16 protein-coding genes and 1 pseudogene are annotated in these 26376 nt (G+C 61.5%); 12 read left to right on the top strand and 5 right to left on the bottom strand.

Translation table 11 applies throughout. The features are described 5' to 3' along the window. Positions 1-103 precede the first annotated feature (103 nt). From CSV91_RS02810 to CSV91_RS02785, 6 genes and pseudogenes are all read left to right on the top strand, one after another. The gene (locus tag CSV91_RS02810) at positions 104-1252 is read left to right on the top strand and encodes a glucose-1-phosphate adenylyltransferase (RefSeq protein WP_006233920.1); all 1149 of its coding nucleotides are present in this window, start codon (positions 104-106) and stop codon (positions 1250-1252) included. Between the two features lie 4 nt (positions 1253-1256). Then, positions 1257-2384 (top strand): glucose-1-phosphate adenylyltransferase subunit GlgD, encoded by a 1128-nt coding sequence (gene glgD, locus CSV91_RS02805; RefSeq protein WP_099431724.1) that lies wholly within the window; start codon positions 1257-1259, stop codon positions 2382-2384. A gap of 90 nt (positions 2385-2474) precedes the next feature. Further along, complete coding sequence (glgA, locus tag CSV91_RS02800) at positions 2475-4751, top strand: glycogen synthase GlgA (protein ID WP_172622433.1); 2277 nt, start codon at positions 2475-2477, stop codon at positions 4749-4751. Positions 4752-4967: 216 nt separating this feature from the next. Further along, complete coding sequence (locus CSV91_RS02795; RefSeq protein WP_099431723.1) at positions 4968-8264, top strand: 4-alpha-glucanotransferase; 3297 nt, start codon at positions 4968-4970, stop codon at positions 8262-8264. Positions 8265-8352: 88 nt separating this feature from the next. Then, complete coding sequence (locus tag CSV91_RS02790; RefSeq protein WP_099431722.1) at positions 8353-8589, top strand: FmdB family zinc ribbon protein; 237 nt, start codon at positions 8353-8355, stop codon at positions 8587-8589. A 197-nt stretch (positions 8590-8786) separates the two neighbouring features. After that, positions 8787-9904 (top strand): annotated as a pseudogene (locus CSV91_RS02785) (IS1249 family transposase). A 108-nt stretch (positions 9905-10012) separates the two neighbouring features. Here CSV91_RS02785 and CSV91_RS02780 read toward each other — a convergent pair. From CSV91_RS02780 to gltX, 5 genes are all read right to left on the bottom strand, one after another. Next, positions 10013-11416 carry an RsmB/NOP family class I SAM-dependent RNA methyltransferase gene (locus tag CSV91_RS02780; RefSeq protein ID WP_099431721.1) on the bottom strand — a complete coding sequence of 468 codons (1404 nt, stop codon included), beginning with the start codon at positions 11414-11416 and terminating at the stop codon, positions 10013-10015. Then, on the bottom strand, positions 11413-12333 hold the full coding sequence (gene fmt, locus CSV91_RS02775; RefSeq protein ID WP_099431720.1) for a methionyl-tRNA formyltransferase: 921 nt from the start codon (positions 12331-12333) through the stop codon (positions 11413-11415). Before fmt ends, CSV91_RS02780 begins: the two co-directional genes overlap by 4 nt. 361 nt (positions 12334-12694) lie before the next feature. Then, positions 12695-13231: a peptide deformylase gene (def, locus tag CSV91_RS02765; RefSeq protein WP_099431718.1), complete on the bottom strand. Its 537-nt coding sequence runs from the start codon at positions 13229-13231 to the stop codon at positions 12695-12697. 18 nt (positions 13232-13249) lie between these two features. After that, positions 13250-15703, bottom strand: a complete 2454-nt coding sequence (priA, locus tag CSV91_RS02760; protein ID WP_099431717.1) for a replication restart helicase PriA — start codon at positions 15701-15703, stop codon at positions 13250-13252. 211 nt (positions 15704-15914) lie between these two features. Further along, positions 15915-17390: a glutamate--tRNA ligase gene (gene gltX / locus CSV91_RS02755; protein WP_099431716.1), complete on the bottom strand. Its 1476-nt coding sequence runs from the start codon at positions 17388-17390 to the stop codon at positions 15915-15917. Between the two features lie 283 nt (positions 17391-17673). Here gltX and metK point away from each other — a divergent pair, with 283 nt between their 5' ends. The 6 genes from metK to CSV91_RS02725 all read left to right on the top strand — a co-directional run bounded on the left by metK (position 17674) and on the right by CSV91_RS02725 (position 26293). After that, the gene (gene metK / locus CSV91_RS02750) at positions 17674-18954 is read left to right on the top strand and encodes a methionine adenosyltransferase (protein ID WP_099431715.1); all 1281 of its coding nucleotides are present in this window, start codon (positions 17674-17676) and stop codon (positions 18952-18954) included. Between the two features lie 313 nt (positions 18955-19267). Then, a complete protein-coding gene (gene sdaAA, locus CSV91_RS02745; RefSeq protein WP_099431714.1) occupies positions 19268-20875 on the top strand; it encodes an L-serine ammonia-lyase, iron-sulfur-dependent, subunit alpha in 1608 nt (535 codons plus the stop codon). A 149-nt stretch (positions 20876-21024) separates the two neighbouring features. Beyond that, positions 21025-22740, top strand: coding sequence for a L,D-transpeptidase (locus tag CSV91_RS02740; RefSeq protein ID WP_172622432.1), 1716 nt, complete (start codon positions 21025-21027; stop codon positions 22738-22740). A gap of 132 nt (positions 22741-22872) precedes the next feature. Continuing rightward, positions 22873-24309 (top strand): efflux RND transporter periplasmic adaptor subunit, encoded by a 1437-nt coding sequence (locus tag CSV91_RS02735; protein ID WP_157757978.1) that lies wholly within the window; start codon positions 22873-22875, stop codon positions 24307-24309. Then, positions 24309-25082 (top strand): ABC transporter ATP-binding protein, encoded by a 774-nt coding sequence (locus CSV91_RS02730; protein WP_099431711.1) that lies wholly within the window; start codon positions 24309-24311, stop codon positions 25080-25082. Before CSV91_RS02735 ends, CSV91_RS02730 begins: the two co-directional genes overlap by 1 nt. Further along, entirely contained in the window at positions 25079-26293 is a 1215-nt protein-coding gene (locus CSV91_RS02725; protein WP_099431710.1) for an ABC transporter permease, read from the top strand. Before CSV91_RS02730 ends, CSV91_RS02725 begins: the two co-directional genes overlap by 4 nt. The last annotated feature ends 83 nt before the right edge of the window (positions 26294-26376 follow it).

The raw sequence follows: 26376 nt of genomic DNA, 5'->3' as shown, positions 1-26376 counted from the left end.
CGCGAGCTCCCCTATGCCAGCACGGCATTACTCGACGGGCGCGACGTTGCGCCGCGTCCGTCGCTAATGGGTTTAGGAACATCGATGACAGAAGGAGAAATCGATGAGTAAGAAAGAATGCATCGCGATGCTCCTCGCAGGAGGACAGGGCAGCCGATTGGGGGCACTCACCCAAAAGATCGCTAAGCCGGCGGTTAGCTTTGGTGGCAAGTTCCGCATTATCGACTTTTCGCTCTCCAACTGCTCCAACTCGGGCATCGACACAGTGGGCGTTCTGACGCAGTATCGCCCCTACCTGCTGCATGCCTACGTGGGCTCCGGCGAGGCGTGGGATCTGGACAGCCGCGACGGCGGCGTGTCAATCCTGCCGCCGTACGAGACGCAGACCGGCGGCGCCTGGTATGCGGGCACGGCCGACGCCATTACGCAGAACCTCGACTACATCAAGGCCAACGACCCCAAGTACGTCCTGATTCTTTCGGGCGATCACCTGTATCGCATGGACTACCGCAAGATGCTCAAGACGCACATTGAGAACAACGCCGACCTCACGGTGAGCGTTATGCCCGTGCCGTGGGAGGAGGCCAGCCGCTTTGGCATCCTGACCACCGACCCCGAGGACGGCCGCATCACCAAGTTCACCGAGAAGCCCGATAAGCCCGATTCGAATCTCGCGTCCATGGGCATCTACATCTTCTCGGCCGACGTACTGATCGAGGCGCTCGAAGAGGACGCTCTGGACCAGCGCTCGAGCCACGACTTTGGTAAGGACATCATCCCCAAGCTCCTCGGCGAGGGCAAGCGCCTGTACAGCTACGAGTTCCACGGCTTTTGGAAGGACGTCGGCACCATCGCCAGCTTCCACGAGACTTCGATGGACCTGTTGGGCAACAACCCCGAGTTCGATCTGTTCGACAAGCACTTCCCCATCATGTCCAACATCACCACGCGTCCGCCGCACTACATTGGCCCGGACGGCCGCCTGGACGACTGCCTGGTCTCCAACGGCTGCAAGATCTACGGCACCGCTCGTCACTCGATCCTTTCGACCGATGTCATCATCGAGGAGCGCGCCGTGGTCGAGGACTCCGTGCTGCTGCCGGGTGCGCACGTTAAGAGCGGCGCGCACATCTGCCGCGCTATTTTGGGCGAGAACTCCACGGTCGAAGAGGGCGTGAAGCTCGGCTCTGTCGATACCACCAAGGATACGGCCGTCGTTGGAAATGACGTCGTTATCGGGAAGGGGGAATGATCCGATGATCAATCGCAAGGCCATCGGTTATATCACCGCTAACTACTCTTCGACCTACGGCAGCGTGCTGCTCAAGGACCGCCCCATCGCGTCCGTTCCGTTTTTGGGCCGCTACCGCCTGATCGACTTCCCGCTGTCCAACATGATGAATGCCGGCATTAAGACCGTCGGCGTCGTCATGCCGGGCAACTACCGCTCGCTGATCGACCACGTGGGCTCGGGCAAGGACTGGGGCCTGGACCGCAAGAAGGGCGGCCTGTTCATGGTGCCCGGCAACGCGTATGGCACCACCAAGGGCGGCATGCGCTTCCTGCTGCGCGACATCATCTCCAACAAGACGCTGTTCCAGCGCTCGGAGAAGCCCTATGTCGTGATGATGGGCACCAACATCATCTTTAACATGGACCTCAACACCATCATCGAGGCGCACGAGAACTCCGGTGCCCAGATGACCGTGGTGTACTGCAAGGCCACGCGCAACGTCGATGACGAGACCAAGCTCGAGATTAACGAGAACGGCCGCCTGACGGGCGTGAGCGCCGGCGTCGTGTATGGCGACAACGCGTCTATGGACTGCTGCATCGTCAACCGCGAGACGCTGCTCGAGATTATCGACCACTACCAGGCCGCCGACTATCTGGACCTGCTCGAGGCACTCCAGGGCGACTTTGGCAACATCGACGTGTGCAGCTACGAGTACAAGGGCGAGGTCGTGGGCGTGTTTAGCGAGAAGTCGCTGTATCGCCGCAGCATGGACCTGCTCGACCAGACCGTGGCCGACCAGCTCTTCGATCCCGAGCGCCCGATCCTGACCAAGGCTCACGACGTGCCGCCTTCGCGCTATGCGACCGGTAGCCACGCCTGCAACTCAATCATCTCGGCCGGCTGCATCATCAAGGGCACCGTGCGCAACTCGATCCTGTCGCGCGGCGTTGTGGTTGAGGAAGGCGCCTCGGTGACCAACTCGATCATCAACCAGAGCTGCATCATCAAGAGCGGCGCCCGCGTCGAGAATGCCATTCTGGACAAGAACAACGTGGTTCCCACCAACACCGAGCTTCGCGGCACGCCCGAGAACATCCTGGTGCTGGGCAAGGCTCCGTTAACTTCCGACACCACCATCGTACGTTAACGTTGGCACCGCAACATCGCTCGTAACATGTAGAATAGCCGCCCGGTTCGCGCCTGGCGGCTATTCTCGAATAACAACATGGGAGACAATATGGCTGATTCCAGCAAAAAGATGCAGATCGTGTTTGCCTCGGCCGAGTGCGCACCGTTTGTAAAGACCGGTGGCCTGGGCGACGTAGCGGGCTCGCTGCCTGCGGCGCTTGTACGCGCCGGCGCCGAAGTCATCGTGATGGTGCCCAAGTACGCCACCATCAAGGACGAGTACAAGGCGCAGATGGAGCACTTCTCCGACTTTTACGTGAGCCTAGGCTGGCGCAATGAGTACTGCGGACTCGAGAAGCTCGAGCACGACGGCGTCACCTATATGTTCATCGACAACGAGCGCTATTTTGCGCGCGACTATCCGTACGGCTTCTTTGACGACGGCGAGCGTTTTGCGTTCTTCTCCAAGGCCATCACCGAAAGCCTACAGCACCTGCCGGCCGGCTTTGAGTGCGACATCCTGCACTGCAACGACTGGCAGACGGCGCTGGCGCCCGTGTTCTTGCGCGAATTCTACCAGGGCCTGCCGCTGTATGACCGCGTCAAGACCGTGTTCTCGATCCACAACGTGGCGTTCCAGGGCCAGTTTAGCGACACCGTGATGGAGGACATCCTGGGTGTGGCGCATATTCCGGCGGCCGCGTCGCAGCTGCGTTGCGACGCCTGCAGCATCAACTACATGCTGGGCGCCCTGCGCTATGCCGACGCCATCACTACGGTGAGCCCCACCTATGCCAACGAGATCCAGACGCCCGAATTTGGCGAGGGCCTGGACGGCGTGCTGCGCGAGCGTTCGTACGCGCTGCAGGGCATCCTCAACGGCATTGACGTGGCGGGCTTTGACCCGGCGACCGACAAGCGCATTGCCGCCAACTACACGGTTGAAGACCGCTCCGGCAAGGCCGTGTGCAAGGCCAAGCTGCAGGAAGAGCTGGGGCTCGAGGTTCGCGACGACCGCCCGCTCATGGTGATGGTCACGCGCCTGACGCGCCAAAAGGGCATGGACCTGGTCATGTACGCGCTCGACCGCATTCTGGCCGGCGGCGTGCAGGTGGCGGTACTGGGCACCGGCGACCGCGACTACGAGGACGGCCTGCGCTACTTCCAGGGCAAGTACCCCGGCACCATGGCCGCGCGCATCGAGTTCGATCCGGCGCTGTCGCAGCGCATGTATGCTGCCGCCGACATGTTCCTGATGCCGTCGAAGTTTGAGCCCTGCGGCCTATCGCAGATCATCGCCATGCGCTACGGCACCCTGCCCATCGTGCGCGAGACCGGTGGTCTGAAGGACACCGTGATCCCGTATAACGAGTTTACCGGCGAGGGCACGGGCTTCTCGTTTAGTAACTTTAACGGCGACGAGATGGGCGACGCCGTGTTCCGCGCGGCGCGTCTGTTCTGGGATAACCGCGACGCCTGGAACCAGCTGGTCACGCAGGCCATGAGCCAGGACTTTAGCTGGACGCGCTCGGCCGATAAATATCTGGATCTGTACTTCTTTATGCATCCGGAGATTGAGAGGCCGGCGGCTGTTGTCGACGAGCCCGAGGCTGTTGCTGAGCCAGTGGCCGTTGAGGAGCCCAAGGCCGAAGAGAAGCCGATTGAAGCTGAGCTCGTTAAGGCCGAGCCTGACGTGAAGGCTGAGGTTGCTCCTGAGGCAGAGGCCGAGGTCAAGCCTGCTGCAAAGCCCGCAGCTAAGAAGGCCGCGGCCCGCAAGACGACCGCCAAGAAGGTTACGACGACCAAGGCCGCCGCGACTAAAACCACGGCTGCCAAGGCAACGACCACGCGCAAGCGCACGACCGCCGCTGCCAAGAAGGTCGCCGAGGCCGAGGCTGCTCCCGAGGTAAAGGCCAAGGCCGCCGTCAAGGCACCGGCCAAGTCCGTTGCGAAGAAGTCGACCGCAACCGCCAAAAAGGCAACGACAACCAAGAAGACCACGACTACGAAGTCGACGACCACGAAGGCAGCCACGACCAAGGCAGCCACAAAGCCGGCCGCCAAAGTCGAGGAGGCGGGTGCCGAAGCCAAGGCCGAGGCAAACCCGGCCGCCAAGACTACCACGCGCAAGCGCGCTACGACGACGGCCAAAAAGGCCACGACCAAGGCCGCTGCTCCCAAGGCAGAGGCTAAGGCCGTGGACAAGCCCGCAGTAAAGGCCGAGCCGGCACCGAAGGCCGCTGAGGTCAAGACCGCTCCGAAGGCTACGGCAAAGACCGAGCCCGCCAAGAAGGCCCCGGTCTCCCCCGCCGCTTCGACCGAGGAAAAGGCTCCGACTAAGAAGACCTCCGTGCGCAAGGCTACGGCCACCCGCAAGCGCCGCTAATCCAGACGATCCAAAACCTCATCAAACCCTAAGCAAGGGGCGCTCCAACCGGGCGCCTCTTCACTGTAGATAGTTGGTAAAACGATTTTCTAGGACAACCGTTCGCCGATGGTAAACGGATGTTGTTTATACAGCCTGTGTACAACAGATATACTTACATCCTGCGCGTAAAGCCCATGGCCAGCAGGCCATGATTCTATTGAACTGGACCGTACTATGAGATTGATACACAACAGCCGCCTACCGCAGTTTCGCACTCCGTTTGGCGCTGTGACCACTGGCACTTCCGTTTCGCTCTCGGTGATCTTGGAGGATGCCGACCCCAACCAGGCAACGCTCACCCTGCGCACCTGGGTCGATGAGATCGGCGAGTCTCGATATCCCATGACGCACGAAGGCGACGGCATATTTACCGTAGAGCTTGAGTGCACCGAGCCCTGTCTCATCTGGTACAGCTTTATCTGCAATATCGAGGGCCAGCCCGAGGTTCGCCTGGGCGCACCACAGGGCCGCACCGGCGGCGAAGGCGTAACCTATGACTACGCCGAGGTGCCGTCATTCCAGGTCACCGTCTACAAGCACCGCGAAGTTCGACCCGAGTGGTACGAGCGCGGAATGGTCTACCAGATCTTCCCCGATCGCTATGCCCGTGACGAGCACTGGCGCGAGCGCACGCTGGCCGAGGTCGAAAAACCGCGCAACGGAATCCAGCGCCGGATGGTCGAGGACTGGAACGAGCCGCCCGTTTACGAGCGCGCCGAGGACGGCTCCATCAAGACCTGGGACTTCTACGGCGGATCGCTCAAGGGTATCCAGGAAGACCTGCCTCGCATCGCCGAGCTGGGCTTTACAGCCATCTACCTCAACCCCATTTTTGAAGCCGCGAGCAACCACCGCTACGACACCGCCGATTACACCAAGATCGATCCGATTCTGGGCACCGAGCAGGACTTTACCGAGCTATGCGAGGCGGCCGAGAAGCTGGGCATTTCCATCATTCTGGACGGTGTGTTCAACCACACGGGCGACGATTCGATCTACTTCAACCGCTACGGCAACTACCCCGGCGTGGGCGCGTGGCAGAGCGAGGATTCGCCGTGGCGCGATGCGTTTTATTTCCACGAGGACGGCTCATACGACTGTTGGTGGGGCGTGGGCAATATGCCCGCTATCAATGAGAGCTCCGAACTGGTACGCGAGCGGCTCCTGGGCAAGGACGGCGTCATTCGTAAATGGCTGCGCGCCGGCGCTCACGGCTGGCGCCTGGATGTGGCCGACGAGCTTTCCGATGACTTCCTGGCCGAAATCAAGAAGGCCGTACTTGCCGAAAAGTCTGACGCACTGTTGCTCGGCGAAGTCTGGGAAGACGCCTCCAACAAGATCAGCTATGGCCACCTGCGTCGTTACCTGCAGGGCTCCGAGCTCGACTCGGCCATGGATTACCCCTTCCGCGACATGGTCATCGGCTTTTTGATGGGCTACAAAAACGCCTACCAAGCAGCTGAGGATATCGAGACCCTACGCGAGAACTATCCGCGTGAGGCCCTGTCTTGCGCACTTAATCTGCTTTCGAGCCACGACCGTCCGCGCATTATCTCGGTGCTCGGCGGCGGCCCCGACGAGTCACAGCTGCCCGAGTGCGAGCGCAGCAAATGGCGCCTGGACGAGAACGCGATGGGCCTGGCCAAGAGCCGTTTTTGGCTCGCCACGCTCATGCAGATGACGTTCCCGGGCGTTCCCTCGATTTATTATGGCGACGAGTACGGCTTGGAGGGTCTCACCGATCCGGGCAATCGTCGCACCATGCCGACCAAGGAGGACCTGCACGACTTCGATACGTTTGCGATCGTCAAGAACGCATCTGCTGTGCGCCGCGCGCTGCCGTTTATGATCGACGGCGAAATCAAGGCCTTCGCGCTCAATGACGAAGTGCTGGCCTACAACCGTACCGGTAACGACGGCGAGTCCGCGACCGTCATCATCAACCGCAGCCTGCGCAATTCACACCGCGTGACGATTCCGGCGCTCGGCGAATGCGCGAGCGATGTGATTAGTGGTCACGAGTGCGAGATCCACAACGGTACGGTCACGCTCGATCTGTATCCGCTGGGCTCGTCGATCATCTATCACCATGCCGAGCAGCGCCTGCAGGAACCGCTCGATCACGGTGCGGGTGTTGTGTGTCATATCACATCGGTGCCGACCGACGACGGCAAGCCCGGTACAATCGGCGCGCCCACGCGTCGCTTTATCGACCATCTGGCCGCCATGGGCATGCGCTACTGGCAGGTTCTCCCCGTCAACCCCACGGACTTCTTCCGTTCCCCTTACGCCGGTCCTTCGGCCTTTGCAGGCAATATCGACCTGCTACCCGAGAGCCACGAGGAGCTGGCCGCCGACTTTGAGACCTGGAAGGCCCGCGGCGGCGAGGATGCCGACCCGCTGTACACAGCGTTTAAGCATCGCAATGCCGATTGGCTCGAGAAGTACTGCGTCTACATGGCCGTTAAGAAGTACTTTGAGGGCGAGTCGCGCCACGATTGGCCGGCAGATGTCGCGCGCTACAACGAGCATCTGATCGATGACAAGCGCTTCCACGACGAGGCCGAGCTTCAGGCGTACATGCAGTACCGCTTTGACCTGGCTTGGTGCGAGCTTATGAACTATGCGCACAAGAAGGGCATCGAGGTCATCGGCGATATTCCTATGTACGTGTCCGACGATTCGGCAGATGCGTGGAGCGAACCCGAGAACTTCTGGCTATCCGATACCGGCAAGGCAATCGAGATCTCCGGTGCGCCGCCCGACAACTTTGCGCCCGAGGGTCAGGTGTGGGGCAACCCGACGTTCCGCTGGGACCACATGAAGCAGAACGGCTATAGCTGGTGGATGGATCGCCTACGTCGTGCGTTCTCGCTCTACGACCGCGTGCGTCTGGATCACTTCCTGGGCTTCCACAGCTACTTCAGTATCCCCGCTGGCAAGGCTTGCGCCGAAGGGCGTTGGCTGGCAGGCCCGGGCAAGGACCTGTTCCAGACCGCCTATGACGAGCTGGGGCCGCTCAACTTTATCGCCGAGGACCTGGGCTACCTGACGCCCGGCGTTCGCGCCATGGCGTCGACTTGCGGCTTCCCCGGTATGGACGTACTGGAGTTTAGCGATTACGACGTCGGCAACGGCGTGCAACCCACGCCGGGCAAGATTCTGTACACCTCAACGCACGACACGTCGACGCTCGCCGGTTGGTGCACGCGCTCCTTTGCGGGCGGCGACGAGCCGAGCGGTGTTGAGGTGGCAGCCAAGCTGATGAGCGACGCGCTGACAAGTGACGCTCCCCTGGTGATGATGCCGCTGCAGGACGTGCTGGGGCTTGGCGACGACACGCGCATGAACGTACCGGGCGTGGCCACGGGCAACTGGACCTGGCAGGCTGACGAGGCCGACGTTGCGGCCGCTGAGGGCAAAACCGCACAGCTCCTGCGCAACACGCATAGATTCTGGGGCGAAGCGTGATAAAACGCCCGATATAGGGTACAGTTACAGACGTTTGAATTTTTGCGGGCAGAGCGATCTGCCCGCTTTGTGCTGAAAAGGAAGTATTATGGCACGCTACGATTACAAGTGCTCGAGCTGCGGCAACGTGTTTGAGGTTGAGCACCCCATGTCCGAGAGCCCCGAGGTCGTATGCCCCAGCTGCGGCGCCCCAGCCGCCAAGACGTTTTCGGCCAGCGGCATCAAGTTCGAAGGCAGCGGTTTCTACAACACCGACCAGCGAAGCGGCGGCTCTAGCACCAGCGCCACCAGCGGCTGCTGCGCCAACTGCCCGCACAGCCACTAGAAACCAAACAGGGCTTATAGGACAAAATGTGTGTCCACTTTGGGGGCATCGGCGCAGGTCGATGCCCCTTTTTCAGCCGTTTAAATTCCGTGCCCGCTTTTAACCGCCCGGACAGAATGTGTGTCCGGTTGCCTATCGTTCCCGCAGGTAGATAACCTTTTCCGGAACCGTTAAACACCCTTTCGGAAGAGGTGCCCATGAAGGCCGTTTATTGCCCCTGCTGCGGCGGTCGGACCAAGCGCAACGGCAGGACCTCGTCGGGGTCCCAGCGGTGGAGGTGCACGGCCTGCGGCGCGTCGACGACGCTGAGTTACGACGACACGGCGGCGAGGCTCGAGGAGTTCCTCGGGTGGCTCCTCTCGAAGGACTCGCAGGCCGCGATGCCGGGCGGCGGGCGGTCCTTCAGGCGCAGGACGGCCGAGTTCTGGGAGGTCTGGCCCATGCCCGTCCCCGACGGCGAGCTCCACCGCGTGCTCTACGTCGACGGGATCTGGGTCGCGCGCGACCTCGTCGTGCTTATATGCTGCAGCGGCGAGAGGGCGGTCTCCTGGTACATGGCGAGGTCGGAGAACTCGAGGGCGTGGTCGGCCCTCATGGCGCCGATCCCGGCGCCCGAGGTGGTCGTCACCGACGGCGGGAGCGGGTTCGCCAAGGCCGTGCGCGAGACCTGGCCGCGCACCAGGGTCCAGAGATGCACCTTCCACGCCTTCTCGCAGGTCAAGCGCTACACGACGACGCGGCCGAAGCTACAGGCGGGGCGCGAGCTCTGCCTCATCGCGCGCGACCTCATGGGCATCGAGACGCCGCACCAGGCCGAGGTCTGGGTCGAGCGCTACCTCGACTGGTGCGGGTTCTGGGCCGACTTCCTGGAGGACAGGACCGTGGTGGACGGCAGGAGGGCCTGCACCCACGAGAGGCTGAGGCGGGCGCGCTCGTGCTGTCGTCGCTGGTGTCGGCGGGGACGCTGTTCACCTGCCTCGACCCCGCCCTGGCCAAGGCCGGACCGCTGCCGTCGACCAACAACATGATCGAGGGAGGGGTGAACTCGCAGCTGAGGGCCGTCCTGCGCAACCACCGGGGGCTGACGTCGGTCAAGCGCGTGAAGGCGGTGTTCCGGTGGTGCCACGCGCACTCGGGGGACGCGAGGACGGCGCGCGAGAAGCTCGCCGCGATGCCGACCGACGCGGACATCGACTTCCTGTTCAGCGTCTACTCCGCCTCGCCGTCGCGCGAGGACGGAGGGCCGGAGTGGGGCGACAGGGCCGTGTGGGAGGATCTCCACCACAGGGACCCGTACCCGTTCTGGCTGGATTAATGGATGGAAACGGATGTTCTATCGGGACACACATTTTGTCCTATAAGCCCCAAACAGCCCCGCGACCGACACCGATCGCGGGGCTATTTCTTTGTGTCGCAGGTAGCTCTATGAGTTGCGAACCAGTCTGGCGCAGAAGTGGCCGTCGTAGGAGTCGGCGTTTACCGGCACGCTTTGGAAGAGGCCTCGATCGTTCTGGCGTACGGATACGAGCTTCTTGGCCTGATCGAACTCGGGAAGTTGCAGGATCTGCGCCTCGGAGAGCGGTGCCACGCTAAAGCCGGCGCCCTCGGGAGAAGCCAGGAATGCTTCCACCACCTGCGCGTTCTCCTCGTCGAAGACCGAGCACGTCGCATAGATAAGCTCGCCGCCGGCAGCCACGCGCGCAGCGGCCTCTTTGAGCATCGTCAGCTGCAGCTTGGGCAGCTCAACCGTCACATCCTTTTCAGTCAGACGCCACGGAATCTCGGGATGACGACGCATGGTTCCGGTGCCAGAGCACGGCGCATCGATAAAGACCGTGTCGAACTTAACCGGCTCGCCAAGCATGGCATCAAACGATGTGAGCACCTCATCAAGTTCGCAAGCATCACCCGAAACCGTACGAACGCCCTGAATACCGGCCTTATGCAGGCGAGCGAGATTCAGATCGCACTTGCGATCATGCAGATCGAGCGCCGTATGCTGACGCTCATAGCCCGTACGCTTGGCCTGGCACATCATCACATAGGTCTTGGTGCCACGACCGGCACCAATCTCAAGGCAGCTACCAGGGCGCGTGGCAGCTGTGGCGATAAGCTGGGCGTTAAGGTCCGAGGCCACGGCAGCAGCACGCTCAAATACGCCCGACGCAACCGTAACCTGGGCATCAACCGGGGCATGGCAGCCCGGGAAAACAGGCGCGACGAGCTGCGAGATATACGGATCGGACTTAGTCGCAAAGGCGTTCTCATGCAGGGCCAGCGGCGCGGGGGCCAGATTGCCGGCAAAGTTAAGCGCACCCTCTGGCGTGTCGAACGATGCCATAATGCGAGCGCACAGCCAGCGAGGAAGACCCATCAGGCGCGACAGACGAACCAAGCGTCGCTCAGACTCATCCACATCGGACGCAGTAGCAAAGTCCTCAACGTGATCCGCAACCTTATGCAGTACAGCATTGGCCAAGCCAGCGGCAGGCTTAGCACCGCAGCGAACCAGCTCAACACCCTGACTTACGGCAACGCGACCCGGGGTATGCAGGTAGAGCATCTCGAAAGCAGAGATGCGAAGCGCCATGCGCACACGAGGCGCGACTTTTTTGGGCTTATCAAGAAACTGATCGAGCAGCTCGTCCAAAATACCCTGCGTGGCGGCCACACCCAGCGCCAAGCGGGCGGCAAAAGCGGAATCGCGCTGGTCAATAGCCTTGGCCGATGCGCGAGAGGACAGCACGTCGCGCGCATACATGCCGCGGCGATCGGCCTCCATCAACACATCGAGCGCAAGCTTGCGCGCGGGAGACAGCTTGCTCATGACAAAACACCCCAGATAAGATCGGCACCCTGCAGGCCAGCAGCCCAGGCAGAAGCAGACATGGCACGCTTGCCATCAGGCTTAACCTCGAGTAGTTCAACCGAGCCATCAGAAAGGCCCAGGTAAACACGCTTGGCCTGAAGGAGAACCTGACCCTCGCCGAGCGACACATCAGCCGGCGCAGCATCGAGCACGCGTACGGTCTTACCAGCAATCACGCAACGAGCAGGCGCGGTATCGGACGAGGCCAGCACATGACGCACGCAATCAAGCGCCACCATGTGCGGATCCAGGCGCATCTCCTGCTTAGAAATCTTGGCAGCATGGGTAACGAGCGCCTCATCCTGTTCAGTCCACACGGCGGTGCCATCGGCAAGAGAAGGAAGCGTATCGGCAAGCAGTTTGCCGCCAAACTCACCAAGCTCCATGGTCAGCGCCTCAGCATGCTTACCGGCAACCGACGTGGAAGCCTGGGCACAATAAGCACCAGTATCCACGCCATGTCCAATGCGCATAATGGAAACGCCGGCAACCTCGTCACCAGCAAGAATGGCACGCTGGATGGGAGCAGCACCACGCCAACGAGGTAGCAAGGACGCATGAACATTCACAATACCAAGCGGCGCCATATTCAAGACCTCATCGGGCAAAATGCAGCCATAGGCAGCCACACAGAAAATGTCAGCCTGGGCAGCTTGGAGCGCCTCAACAACCTCCGGCGTCATACGATTAGCCTCAATAACCGGCAACCCCAGCTCAAGCGCCTTAGCCTTAACAGGAGACGGCTCCAGCTTCTTACCACGCCCACGAACAGCATCGGGACGAGTAATAACAAGCGCAATCTCGTTCCCAGCCTCAACAAGCGAAGTCAGCGAAGGCACAGCAAAATCAGGCGTACCCATAAACACAATACGCATAAAAGTTAGTCTCCTCTCAATAACGAGCCGAGACGGCTACAAAAGAAGCGTTCCAGGTCGCAAGCGCACCTAGCCGCAAGAACAATCAACAAAGACAAATATACCCAAAACCAAAGAAAGAGCCGCAATAAAAGCAGCTCTTCCAACAAAGCAATTATCAGCGAAGACGCCCCTCCCTGGCCCAACGGCACCCGGGCGAAAAGGAGCACGAAAACGCAGTCCCCTTCCGCCACAGGGCTTAGGTTTTGCTCCACGCGCAGTTCCGCACGAGCCGAAGAGCACTTAATGTGCTCTTCGTGCGAGCAGGACTGTTTGAGCATGGAGCAAAACCTAAGCCCTGTGGCGGAAGGGGACGGACGACTTACTCCGTCTCGCCCGGTCGAGCGCCGCGGGCCAGGGCGTCCTGGTACTCCTTGACCGCCTTGAGCCTCTGCATCGGCTTCAGTCGCTCGAACATGGTATTGCCGTGCAGGTGATCGATCTCGTGCTGCAGACACACGCAGAACAGGTCGCCCGTGGCCTCGTAGCGAATCAGGTTGGCATCCAGGTCGTACGCCTCGACGACAACATGGTCGGGACGCTCGATCTCGCAGCTAATGCCGGGGATGGACAGGCAGCCCTCGCTAAACGGCACCAGATGGTCGCTCTGCTCCACAATCACGGGATTGATAAGCACGTACGGATCGTAGTCGTTCTTGTCGCTGTAGTCGCAGTCGATGGTGACGAGCTGAATAAGCTCACCGATCTGCGGGGCGGCCAGGCCGCAACCGCCGTTGTCGAACATCATTTTCTTCATCTTCTCGGCAAGCGCATCGATCGCCGGGGTGATCTCCTCAATGACGGCGCACTCCTGACGCAGGCGAGGGTCGGGCGACAGTACGATTCCGTTGGCTTCCATGGCCATCCTTTCGGTTTGTTACATCAAATCATAGGCATCGACGTCAACGCTCACGCTCACGCCGCGCACAGAGCCCACCTCTTTGAGGCAGGCGTCGATATCATCAGAGACATGGTACCCCACGGGCGACTTCACAAGCAGATGGAAGCGGTAACGGTCCTTGGCTCTCTCGATTACACACGAAGCCGGGCCCAGCACCTGCGGCACGGCACTCCCCGCCCGCAAAAAGTCGGGCGCGGCGGCATGCCAGCGACGCTTAAGAAGCTTTGCAATACGCCCGATGTAGTCCCGCGCGTCGTCTCGGTTCGCTGACCACACCAAGATGTTGACCAAGCGAACAAACGGCGGGTACAGCGCGTCGCGGCGCTGGTCCAAGTCGAAGTCGGTAAAGATCGAACGGTCGTGCTCGGCAACGGCGTGAATAACCGGGTCCTCGGGCAGATAGGTCTGGATGATGACCTCGCCAGGGCGATCGCCGCGTCCGGCACGGCCCGCGACCTGCTCCAGCAAATCATAGGCGCGCTCTCCCGCTCTAAAATCGGGCAGCTTTAATGCAAAGTCGGCATTGATCACGCCCACGAGCGTAACCTCGGGAAAGTCGAGGCCCTTGGCGATCATCTGGGTGCCCAGCAGCACGGCGCAATCGGCCGCATCGAACTGCTCGAGAAGTTTTTTGTGCGCATCCTTGCCGCGCGTGGAATCGGCATCCATGCGAATGATGGCGACGTCCTCGGGAAGCATCTGGTGCAGTGCGTCCTCGATCTGCTGAGTGCCCAGGCCCATTTTTGCCAGGTAGCGACTGCCGCATTTGGGGCAACGGCTCGTGGGCGCGGGATACGGCTGCACGCGCCAGGACGAACCGCAGGTGTGACACTGCAGCGTGTGCGTGCGTTCGTGATACGTGAGCGCGGTGGAGCAGTGATTGCAGGTGGGGACGCAGCCACACTCGCGGCACATCAGGAATGGCGCAAAGCCACGGCGGTTATGCAACAACACGGCCTTCTCGCGGCGTTCGACCACACGCTCCAGGCCTTCCATCAGCGGTTTGGAGAACATGGAGCGGCTGCCGTGAGAAAACTCACGGCGCAGGTCGGCGATCCGAACCGTAGGCAGGACTGCGTGTCCCGGGCGCTCGGGCATCTCGACGCGCGTCCAGGTGGCACCGTTATACGTGCCACGGCGGCAGCGGTCGAGGGCCTCGGCAGAAGGCGTGGCCGAGCCCAACACGAGCGGGCAGCAGTAGCGCCGCGCCATCTCGGCCGCCACCTCGCGCGCGTGGTAGCGCGGACTGGAGCCCTGCTTGTAACTGGTCTCGTGTTCCTCGTCGATGATGATGAGGCCCAAGTCGTGGAGCGGGCAAAAGAGCGCCGAGCGGGCGCCGACCACCACGCGGGCCGCACCGCTGGCGACCATATCCCACTGGTCCAGACGCTCGCCGGCCGAAAGGCGCGAATGGAACACGGCGACCGTCTCGCCAAAGCGCGAGCGGAAGCGGCCGACGGTCTGGGCCGTCAGCGAGATCTCGGGGACGAGCACGCAGGCAGAGCGACCAGCTGCGAGCACACGCTCGATGGCAGAGAGATAAACCTCGGTTTTGCCGGAGCCGGTAACGCCGTCGACCAGCACCACGTCGCCATGAGCGTCCAAACGGGCGCGCTCAATCTGCGCGAGTGCCTGTTGCTGGCCGTTTGTAAGGGAGACCGGCGCCTTGCCGCTTGCCGAGGACAGCGTGGTCTGCTCGCTGCAGCCACGCCACGCACGGCGCTCCTCCACCACCACGACGCCGCGCTTTTCGAGCGCCTTGATGGTCGCCGATATGCTGTTATAGAGAAGATTGAGGTCGCGCGTCGTGACCGGGCCGCACTGCAGCGCCTCGATGAGCTGACGCTGACGGACCGCGGTCTTGGGCGGCGTATAGTCAAAGCCTTCGGGCGTAAGCATCACCCAGCGGTTTTGGATAGGCTTGACGGCGGGGCGCTCAACCGACCATGCGCCGTCATCGCCCTTAACGACGCGCGGACTGCCACCCGGGGGCAGGTACAGGCGCAAGCACTCGGAAAGCGTCGCGACATACTCGCGGCTCATCCAGCGTGCGATGCGGGCAGCCTCGGCGGTAAAGAGCGGTTTGCTGAGGATGGCCTCGATAGGCTTGATGCGTGCGGGGTCGAGGGCGTTGTTACCTTGCAGGTCTCCCAGCTCAGGCGCAATGTCGACGATATAGCCCGCGGCGGCACGGTTGCCAAAGTGTACCAGGACCGTAGACCCGATCTGGGTCTCATTGGCAAGGGACTGCGGAATGCAGTATGCGAATGGCTCGGACAACGCGCGGGTGGGAATGTCGAGGACCACGCTCGCGTAAGCGGCGACGGGTTCAGGTGCAGGCTTGGGCTTTGCCGGGGCAGCAGCGGATGCCGGCACCACCGGAGCCACCTCCGGTTCCGGCGAACCAAACAGCGACAGTTGTTGAGCCATACACCACCTCTAACGAACGGACCTGAAAGGGGTGGGACAAAATAATCAGTAGTGTTTGTCCCATGGCCGATACGAGTGTCGAGCTTGTTGCGTCGCTCGAACATGGGACAAACACTACTGATTATTTTGTCCCAGCAACACGCTCATCGGTACAGAAACAAGAGCCCCGCTCGGAGGGAACGGGGCTCGGATACATGCGTATACGCAGCTGCTACAGCGCCATCGTGCGGGCGCGGTCGATGCGCGCCAGGCAGTCGTCGCGGCCGACGAGCGCCATGGTCTCGCCCAGCGGAGGGCTCACCATGTTGCCGCAGACGGCAACGCGCACGGCCTGGAACACCACGCGCTTCTTAAGGTCCATCTGCTCGGGCAGCGGTTCAAGCGCGGCGTCGATGGCCTCGGCAGTCCACTCGTCCACGCCCTCGAGAGCAGCCTTGGCGGCGTCCAGAATGGCACCCATGCCCTCCTTGGCCAGGCCCTTGTTGACGGACTTCTCGTCATACTCGAGCGTCTCGGCCGTAGCGAAGATGGGGGCGGCAACGGTCACGGCGTCGGCCGGCATCTTGGTGCGCGGCTTGACGATGGCGGCAAGCGCGTCGATCCAGTCCTCGCCGTACTCGACGTTACCCTCGATGAGACCCGCCTCGTGCAGCTCGGGGACCATGATCTCGTCGGCAAACTGAGCATCGGACATGCCATTGATGTACTCGGCATTGACCCAGTCGAGCTTTTTGGGGTCGAAAGTCGCGGGATTCTTGGAGATGCGATCAAGCGAGAACTTGCTGGCCAGGACATCGCGCGGGATGATCGTGGTCTCGCCGTCGAGCGACCAGCCGAGCAGCGCCAGATAGTTGACAAAGGCATCGGACAGGTAACCGGCGTCGCGGTACTCCTCCACCGAGGTGGCGCCATGGCGCTTGGAGAGCTTCTTGCCGTCGGCGCCCAGAATCATGGAGATGTGGGCGAACGTGGGCACGGGCGCGCCGAGGGCCTCGTAGACCATGACCTGACGCGGGGTGTTGGACAGGTGATCATCGCCGCGGATGACATGGGTGATCTTCATCATGGCATCGTCGACGACGGTCGCGAAGTTGTACGTGGGCGTGCCATCGGAGCGGAAGATGACGAAGTCGTCGAGTTCCTTGGCGTCGAAGGTCACCTCGCCGTGGACGGCGTCGTGGATGACGACGTCGCCGCGGTCCTCGGGCACCTTGATGCGCAGGACGTAGGGCTCGCCGGCCTCGATGCGGCGGCGTGCCTCCTCGGGATCAAGATCGCGGCAGCGGCGCTGATAGCCCTGGAAGGGGTCCTTGCGCTCCTGCGCGGCCTTGCGATCAGCCTCGAGCTGCTCCTTGGTGCAGAAGCAGGGATAGGCCTTGCCCTCGTCCCAGAGCTTCTGGGCGGCCTGCTTGTACAGGTCCAGGCGCTCGGTCTGGGCATAGGGACCATAGTCGCCGCCCACCTCGGGACCCTCGTCCCAGTCCAGGCCCAGCCAGCGCATGGCGCGCAGAATGATCTGCGTGTTCTCGTCGGTGGAACGAGTGGGATCGGTGTCGTCGATGCGCAGAATGAACGTGCCACCGTTTGCGCGGGCGAAAGCCCAGTTATAGATAGCGGTGCGGGCGCCGCCGATGTGCAGCTTGCCCGTCGGTGAGGGTGCAAAGCGGACGCGAACGTCTGATGCCATGGAAATCTCCTCGATTGCAGGATGGATGTCTAACCGCACCAGTATAAAGCAACAAAGCAACCTCCGCACAAAGGGCACCGACCCATTCATTGGGGACAGACTTAAATGACCAGTCTTTGGGCAACCTATCGGCACTTAGGCAAGGCTACTCATTTAAGTCTGTCCCCAATGAGTAGGTGCGAAAAGGGTGTGAATGTTTGATTTACGCGCTATGATGTGCCCTTGCATAGAGAGCCCGGCGGAATGGTAACGGTCGCCGGGACACGTTTTTGAAAGGACAACCATGTCAGAAGAACTTCGTTCCATCCCACCCCAACACGGGTCCTTTGTTTTTACGTCGGAGTCGGTGACCGAAGGTCATCCCGATAAGATCGCTGATCAGATCAGTGACGCCGTCCTCGACGCAATCCTCGCCAAAGAAATAGAGCTCCAGGAGCAGGGCTACATCGCCCCCAACGGCGTGCCTGCCAACGTGGAGAACGTCCGCTGCGCCTGCGAGACCCTCGTGACCACCGGCACCGTCATCGTCGCCGGCGAGATTCGCACCCAGGCCTATGTCGACGTACAGGAAATCGCCCGCGGCGTTATCCGCCGCATTGGCTACAACCGTGCCAAGTTCGGTTTTGACTGCGACACCTGCGGCGTTATGAGCCTCATCCACGAGCAGTCGCCCGATATCGCCCAGGGCGTTGACGAGTCCTTCGAGACCCAGACCGGCGCTACCACCGACCCGATCGACCTGATCGGTGCCGGCGACCAGGGTATGATGTTCGGTTATGCCTCCAACGAGACCAAGACCCTCATGCCCATGCCGCACTACCTGGCAAGCCGCCTGGCCGAGCGCCTGGCCGCCGTGCGTCACGACGGTACCCTCGCCTATCTGCGTCCCGACGGCAAGACCCAGGTCACCGTGCGCTATGAGGAAGGCAAGCCCGTGGAGGTCACGACCATCGTCATCTCCACGCAGCACGCCGCCGAGATCGAGGACATGGGCAAGATCAAGGCCGACCTCATCGAGCATGTCATTACCCCGGTCATGGCCGCCGAGAACATGCCGTGGGACAACGCGGACATCTACGTGAACCCCACCGGTCGCTTTGTCGTGGGCGGCCCCATGGGCGACACGGGCCTCACCGGCCGCAAGATCATCGTCGACACCTACGGCGGCTACGGCCGTCACGGCGGCGGCGCCTTTAGCGGCAAGGACTGCACCAAGGTCGACCGCTCTGCCGCGTATGCCGCGCGCTGGGTCGCCAAGAACGTGGTCGCCGCCGACCTGGCCGACCGCTGCGAAGTCGAGCTTGCCTACGCCATCGGCGTTTCCAAGCCCCTCTCAATCATGGTCGACACCTTCGGTACCGCGAATGTTGCCGAGGACAAGATCGTCGAGGCCGTAGAGAAGACCTTCGACCTGCGCCCGGGCGCAATCATCCGCGACCTAGACCTGCGTCGCCCCATCTACGAGAAGACGGCAGCCTACGGTCACTTCGGTCGCGAAGACGCCGACTTCACCTGGGAGAAGACCGACCGAGTCGAAGAACTCAAAGCAGCCTGCGGACTGTAATTGGAAACCACCAAGGTCACAACACGCACACGCTTTCAAAAGAAGTACCGCCCCCAAGCGGTACTTCTTTTTTATTAATCCGGTAGTGAAGATGTTTCGATATGAGCCTACGCTGCGTCACTAGCTAATGAATTTTGCAGCACGGGCACTCCAACCATGTATCCTTAGTCCCGAGGGGCGGGGCATAAGGTCGATCGCGAGTTCCGCACGAGCCGGAGAGCACTTAATGTGCTCTCCGTGCGAGCAGGACTGTCCGAGCAGGCGACCTTATGCCCCGCACCTCGGGACGACGGGATGGATTAAAGGAGCAGCCATGGCAGGCAAGCCGCAAACACTAGCTACGACCTCGGCATTCGAGATCTTGGGCCCCGTCATGGTAGGCCCCAGCTCATCGCACACCGCCGGCGCCCTGCGCTGCGCCCAAGTTGCCGCCAGCCTGCTGGAAGGCCGCATCACCAAAGTCACCTTTGGCCTGTGGAACTCCTTCGCCCACACCTACCGCGGCCACGGCACCGACCGTGCGCTCGTCGCGGGCATTCTGGGCCTCGACACCGATGACGAGAACATCAAACAGGCCTTCGACCTCGCGCACGAGCAGGGCCTCGAATATCACTTTGACATCAAGGGCGACGACGCCTCCATCCACCCCAATACCGTCGACATCGACATGGTCGACGACACGGGCGCCACGGCACAGGTCCGCGGTGAGAGCCTGGGCGGCGGCAAGATGCGCATCAGCCGCATTAACGGCGTCGGCGTCGACATCTCGGGTATGTACTCCACGCTCTTCGTGGCGCACTACGACGTCCCCGGCGTGCTTGCCGCACTCACCAACCTGCTCGCCTACGCGCACGTGAACATCGCCTTCTGCCGCACCTACCGCACCGAAGTGGGCGGCCAGGCCTACTCCGTCTTTGAGACCGACGGCGCGCCCGACGACACCGTTATCCCCATGCTACGTAAGCTCGACAATGTTGATTACGCGACCTTTATCGAGCTCCCCGGTTCTGCCTCGTCGCTCTCCCCCGGCGTCTCGGCAAAGGAAATCTTCGACGACGGCGAGCAGCTGCTCGATGCGTGCGCCGAGCTCGGCCTGAATATCGGCGCCGTCATGGCCGTTCGGGAGGCGCGTCTGACTGGCGAGACCCACGCCGTCGCCGCCATGCGCCGCGTGCTCGACGTCATGCGGGAGGAGACCACGACCCCCATCGTCAACCCGCAGCGCTCGCTCGGCGGCCTCATCGGCGGCGAGGCTAAGCTTGTCGATGCCACCGGCAGCAACGACCTTAGCTCCAACTTGATGGGCACCGTTCAAACCGACGCCGTTGCCCGCGCCATGGCCGTGCTCGAGCGTTCCGCCACGATGGGAGTAATCGTAGCAGCACCGACGGCAGGCTCCGCGGGTGTTGTGCCCGGCTGTGTGCTGGCGCTCGCCGATCGCCTGCAGCTCGACGACGAGCAGGTCATGGACGCGCTCTACTGCGCAGCCGCCATCGGCCTCAATCTCACCACGAGCGCCTGCGTCGCCGGCGCCGAGGGCGGCTGCCAGGCCGAGGTGGGAAGCGCCGCCGCCATGGCAGCCGCCGCGCTGGTGCAGATGCTCGGCGGCACGCCCGAGCAGGCGCTCGACGCCAGTTCCATCGCGCTGAGTAACCTGCTGGGCCTCGTTTGTGACCCCGTCGGTGGCCTCGTGGAGGTGCCCTGCCAAAACCGCAACGCCATCGGCGTGGCAGCGGCCTTTAGTTCGGCACAACTCGCCCTCGCAGGTATTAAGAGCTTGGTGCCGTTTGACCAGATGGCACATGTCATGCTCTCGGTGGGCCACGCGTTGCCGGCCACGCTGCGCGAGACGGCAAAGGGCGGCATAGCGCAGGCTCCGGCCGCGCTTTCGGCCTGTGCAAAATGCGGTGTGTGCGGATAACGACAAAGGACGACTCAAAGGTGGGACAAATGTCCCACCTCTTTTGAATGCCACCGTTTCCATACCACAAACAACTGGGTTATCGCTATAATGCAAGCCCAGTAAAAACACGATGAGCCACAAGGCGAAATTCGAAGGATATGCATACGATGTCGCAAAACGATCGAACTCAACTGATTCCCGATCCGCAGCAGCCGAGCTGGCACACCGGCGGCGTTCAGTCGCCGCGTCCTATCGCGCCGAGCCACGGTCAACAGCGTGGTGCAACAAACACTTCGCAACGCCCGAACCAGCAACGTCAGCAGCGCCAGGCAAACGGCAATGCGCCCAAGCAGCCCCGCACGCACGCTCGAGGCGATCGCGGCCCCGCACGCAAACCCGTCGAGAACAATAAGTCGGGCAAAAAGACGACGCTCTTTGTCGTCCTGGGTCTTATCGTCATTGTCTATATCGTAGGCGTCGTAGCGTTTTCGCAGCTAGCATACCCCAACACCACCGTTGCCGGCGTCGACGTCTCGTTCTCCAACGCTTCGTCTGCCGCCACCAAGGTCAACTCGGCATGGAAGCACTATAAGCTCACCGTGACAGGCGATGACTTTAGCTGGACCTATCAGCCCGAGTCCGATGAGCCTATCGTCGATGGCGAAGCTGCCGCAAAAGAGATCATCAGCCACAACGAAGCCTTTGTATGGCCGGTCCGCCTTGTGGAATCCTTAAGCGGCAAGACCAAAACAACCGCTACCTCCAACAAAGTCGATCTTGATCAAGACGTCGACCTGTCCATGCTCTCCGATACCTTTGACCAAAAGAAGTTTGAGAAGGATCTGGGCGCCGCCATCGACGAGTTTAACGAGGGCCGTTCGGGCACGTTCGAGGCCAATAGCTCATATGACGAGCAAGCGGGCAAGTTTACCGTCGAGAAGGCGCGCTCCAACGAAAAACTCAACCGCGACCATGTCATTAAGTATGCCGAGCTCGAGCTTGCCTCGCTGACCGAGACCGTAGATCTTTCCAAGCTCGGCAACGATGCCTATGAGCCGCTCAATGGAACGCTGACCGATGATCAAATTCAGGCCGCATGCGATGCCGCCAACAACTTCCTGGGCGTCAACGTGACCCTCAAGCTCAACGGCGAGGATGCCGGCAAGGTTGATGGCAGCTCCGTGTTACAGTGGATCAGCTTTGCCAATCCCGCAAACCCCACGCTCGATACGTCGCAGATCAGCAGCTGGGCAGCCGAGCTCGCCAACGGCTTCAATACCGTGGGCTCCACTCGCTGGTGGACGCGCGCCGATGGCAAGCAGTGTGCCGTCGAAGGCGGCGACTTTGGTTGGTCCATCGACAGCAGCTCGCTTGCAAAGCAGGTCGAGGATGCCATTAACAACAAGCAGACCGGCGAAATCGAGATCAAATACTCCAAGAAGGCCGACACCTTTACCGCAAAGGGAGAGCCCGACTGGAAGGCATACGTCGATGTCGATCTGTCCGAGCAGCACGCGCGTTACTACGACGAGAGCGGCAATATCGTGTGGGAGGCCAACTTTATCTCGGGAAAGCCGGGCGAGGACGCCACGCCCGAGGGCGTCTGGCAGATCAACAGCAACGACGGCGCCAGCAAACTCATCGGTGCCAAGGACCCCGAGACCGGCAAGCCCAAATACGAGAGCCCGGTAAGCTATTGGATGCCGTTTGAGGGAAACATGGTCGGCTTCCACGATGCAACGTGGCAAAACGACAAGAGCTTTGACGACCCCAACTCCTACAAGTGGTGCGGCAGCCACGGTTGCATCAACCTGCGCCTGGCCGACGCCAAGGCACTTCACGACTGCATCAAAGTCGGCCTGTGCGTGGTCGTGCACTCGTAGTGCAACGCGCACATTCATACAACGTGGAACCGCTACGACCAATCTAACAGTTCCGAAAGAAACCGTCCTATGCGCCCGCCCCAGCCGGTGGGCGCATATAATTATCGAGATTCTTTCTATAAAGGAGACGCTATGCCGAATGTCCCCACGATCGCCCCGGGCCCGGATGATACCGAGCACACGCCCGAAGGTGCCACCGAAACGATTCCTCTGATTACTGACGTACATGCCGACAAGGAGAACGGACGCACGAACGATACGGCCGAGATTTCCGATGAAGAGGCATATGCCAAGCTCAAGGCAAAACGTGCCGAACGTCGACGCAAAAAGCTGATTCGCCGCGGCATTGCCGCCGGCGTCGTTTGCGCCATCGCGCTCATTGCTATTGTCGCAACCCTTGTTATCAATGCGCAGCCACAGGGCGCTAACGGGCCCGTGACCGACATGGTGACCGAGGGCACGTTTACCACAACGGTCGAGGCGAAAGGCCAGCTCAAACCCATTTCGTCCTCAGTGGTCTCCCCTTCTGTCGACGGCACGGTCGATTCGATCAACGTGCAGGCAGGCCAATCCGTCAACGAGGGCGATGTGCTCATGACCATTAAAAACGACGAGCTCGATCGCAACGTTGCCGAAGCGCAGCGTGCAGTTGCAGCCGCTCAGGAAGACCTCGCCAACGCGCAGAAAGCCGCAGCTGCCGCGCAGGCCACCCCAACGACGGACGTCGATGGAGCTTCCGCAGCGGCTGGCATCTCCGCCGCATCAGCGGACACGAACGCCGTATCGGCCGCGCAGCGCAGCCTCGCATCGGCCCAGGCAAACCTCGACCAGGCGAACGCCAAGGCCGCCAGCCGTACGGTCACGGCCCCGAGCTCGGGCAGCATCGTAGAGCTCAACGCCAAGGTGGGCGCCACGGTAACAGGCGGCATGATCATGGGTGAAAGCGATACGAGCGGCGGCAAGCAGTGCATGCAGATCGCCGACCTATCCAAGATGAAGGTGACCGTGCAGGTGGGCGAAAAGGACATCGCCAAGATCGCCGTTGGGCAGAGCGCCAACGTCACGTATCCCGCGTTTCCCGATATCGTGAGCCAGGGCACCGTCACGGCTATCGCGTCGGTGGCAAACTCCGACGCCGCCATCGGTGGCGGCGGCAGCGTGACCTTTAACGTCGACATTCTCATCGAGGCGCCCGACGCGCGCCTGAAGCCGGGCATGACGGCCGAGGTCTCGGTGGTGACCGAGCAGCTCGACGACGTGGTGATGGTGCCTACGATGGCGCTCATGACCGAAGACGGCGAACACTATTACGTCAACGTGGCAACCGATGACGATGGCAAGCAAACCCGTCGCGTGAAGGTGACCGTCGTGACGCAAAACGATGACGAAGCCGTAGTCGGCAAGACACAGGTCAAGCGAGACGACCAGGGCAACGAAATCAACCCCGGCGTGCCCATAACCAAACTGCGCGACGGTGACACCCTCGTCATGGACACCGGAGCGGACGCAACGGCTGACGGCAGCTACAGCGCGGATTCGGGCAGCATGTCTGCCGATGAGGATATGTAATGCGTCCCGTCATCGACATTCGCAACGTGCACCGCATCTTTGAGAGCGAGGCCGGCTGCGCCCATATCCTGCACAACGTGAGCCTGGCGGTAGATCCCGGCGAGTTCGTCGCCATTACCGGCCCCTCGGGCTCGGGCAAATCAACGCTCATGAACATCCTAGGCTGCCTGGATAAGCCGACGGCGGGCGACTACTACCTGCAAGGGCTCAACGTGGCCGAGCTTGACGATGACGAGCTCACCGAAGTTCGCGCCCTGAGCATTGGCTTTGTCTTTCAGAGCTTCAACCTGCTGCCGCGCCTGTCGGTTATCGAAAACGTCATGCTGCCGCTGGCCTACACCAACGTACCCCGTAGCCAGCGCGAAATGCGCGCCGTGCACGCGCTGCAGGCCGTCACGCTGCCCGTCGACCACTGGGACCACCGCATATCCGAGCTCTCGGGCGGCCAGATGCAGCGTGTCGCCATCGCACGTGCCCTCGTCAACGATCCGCCTATCATTTTGGCTGACGAGCCGACGGGAAACCTGGACTCCGCAACCGGAGCGCTTGTGATGGAGACCTTCCATAAGCTCCAGGAGCGTGGCAAAACCATCGTGCTTATCACACACGACCCCGGCATCGCCGCCGAGGCCGACCGTGCCGTGACCATCCGCGACGGCCGCATTCACGACGGCGCGTATATTCCACATGCACCGCGGACCCTGCGCAGCGCCGTAGATAGCCTGCCCATGATTTCCGCCTCCGCCAACCCGCCGAAAGGAGTGGTGGCATGAGCGCCCGCGATCTCATCCAGGAAGCCCTTCACTCGCTCGAGGCCAACAAGGGGCGCAGCCTGCTCACCATCCTGGGCATTGTCATCGGCATCGCCTCGGTTATCGCCATGACTTCGCTCATCGGCGGCATCCAAAACAGCCTGGTCAACAGTCTGGGCCTCAATGCGGCACGCATGGTGCAAATCTATTCGTCGCAAGAACTCACCGAGTCGGACATCGAGAAGCTTCAAAAACTGGTGCCGCAGATAGAGAAGATCGGCATTGTCGACAGCGCGTATACCGAGTACAAGACCGGCGATAAAAGCTATACCGTCATGGCACAGGGTGTCGATAGCGACATGCTCGACGCCGTGGGGGCCAGCAAGCTCGTTGCGGGGCGCACCTATTCCCAGGCCGAGTCCCAATCAGGCTCGCGCGTTGCGCTCATCAGCCGCGGCGGCGCCGATCAGCTTTACGGCAACGAACAGGATGCGCTGGGGAAAACCATCAAGGTGTCCAACGGCGAGGTGCAGATTGTAGGCGTGATTGATGGCGGCAGTGACTCCATGGGCTCGCTCACGCTGTATATGCCACGCGAAACCATCGCCGGGCTGTTTGGCGACGAGAATCCTTCATTCCCCAGCGTGACGGCACTCGCCGCCGAGGGCACGGACATGGATGAGCTTTGTAAGACCATCGAGTCCAAGGTGCGCGCGATGAAGGGCATCGCGGAGGATGATGAGTACGACAGTGTATCGGCGACATCCATGAAAAGCGCCATCGATGCACTCAACTCGTTTATGGGCGCCTTCTCGCTCATCATGGGCGCTGTCGCCAGTATCTCACTGCTTGTCGGCGGAATCGGCATTATGAATATGATGCTTACCAACGTGACTGAGCGCATCCGCGAGATCGGTATTCGCCGTGCCTTGGGCGCCAGTCGCCGCGATATCACCGCGCAGTTTTTGGCCGAGTCCTCGGCGCTGTGCGTCACCGGTGGCCTGCTGGGTGTCCTGATTGGCTATCTGCTGGCCTGGGGCCTCGCGATGTTTGCCGCAGGATCAGGGGTTCTCAACGAGCTCGGTGCCAGTGGGCAGATCACACCGAGCTTTTCAATCGCCACGGTGCTGCTGGCCTTCGGCGTCTCCGTCGGCATCGGCGTAATCTTTGGCTTCTACCCCGCTCGCCGCGCGGCAAAGCTCAACCCGGTGGAGTGCCTACGCTACCAGTAAGCCACCACCAACAAGTTGCGGTGAATTGGGGACTGAATATGCTATCTTGCAGCAAAAACAGACACTATTTCACCGCAACTTAT

Source organism: Collinsella aerofaciens (assembly GCF_002736145.1).
GTDB lineage: Bacteria > Actinomycetota > Coriobacteriia > Coriobacteriales > Coriobacteriaceae > Collinsella > Collinsella aerofaciens_A.
This window is presented reverse-complemented; position numbering and strand designations above follow the sequence as displayed.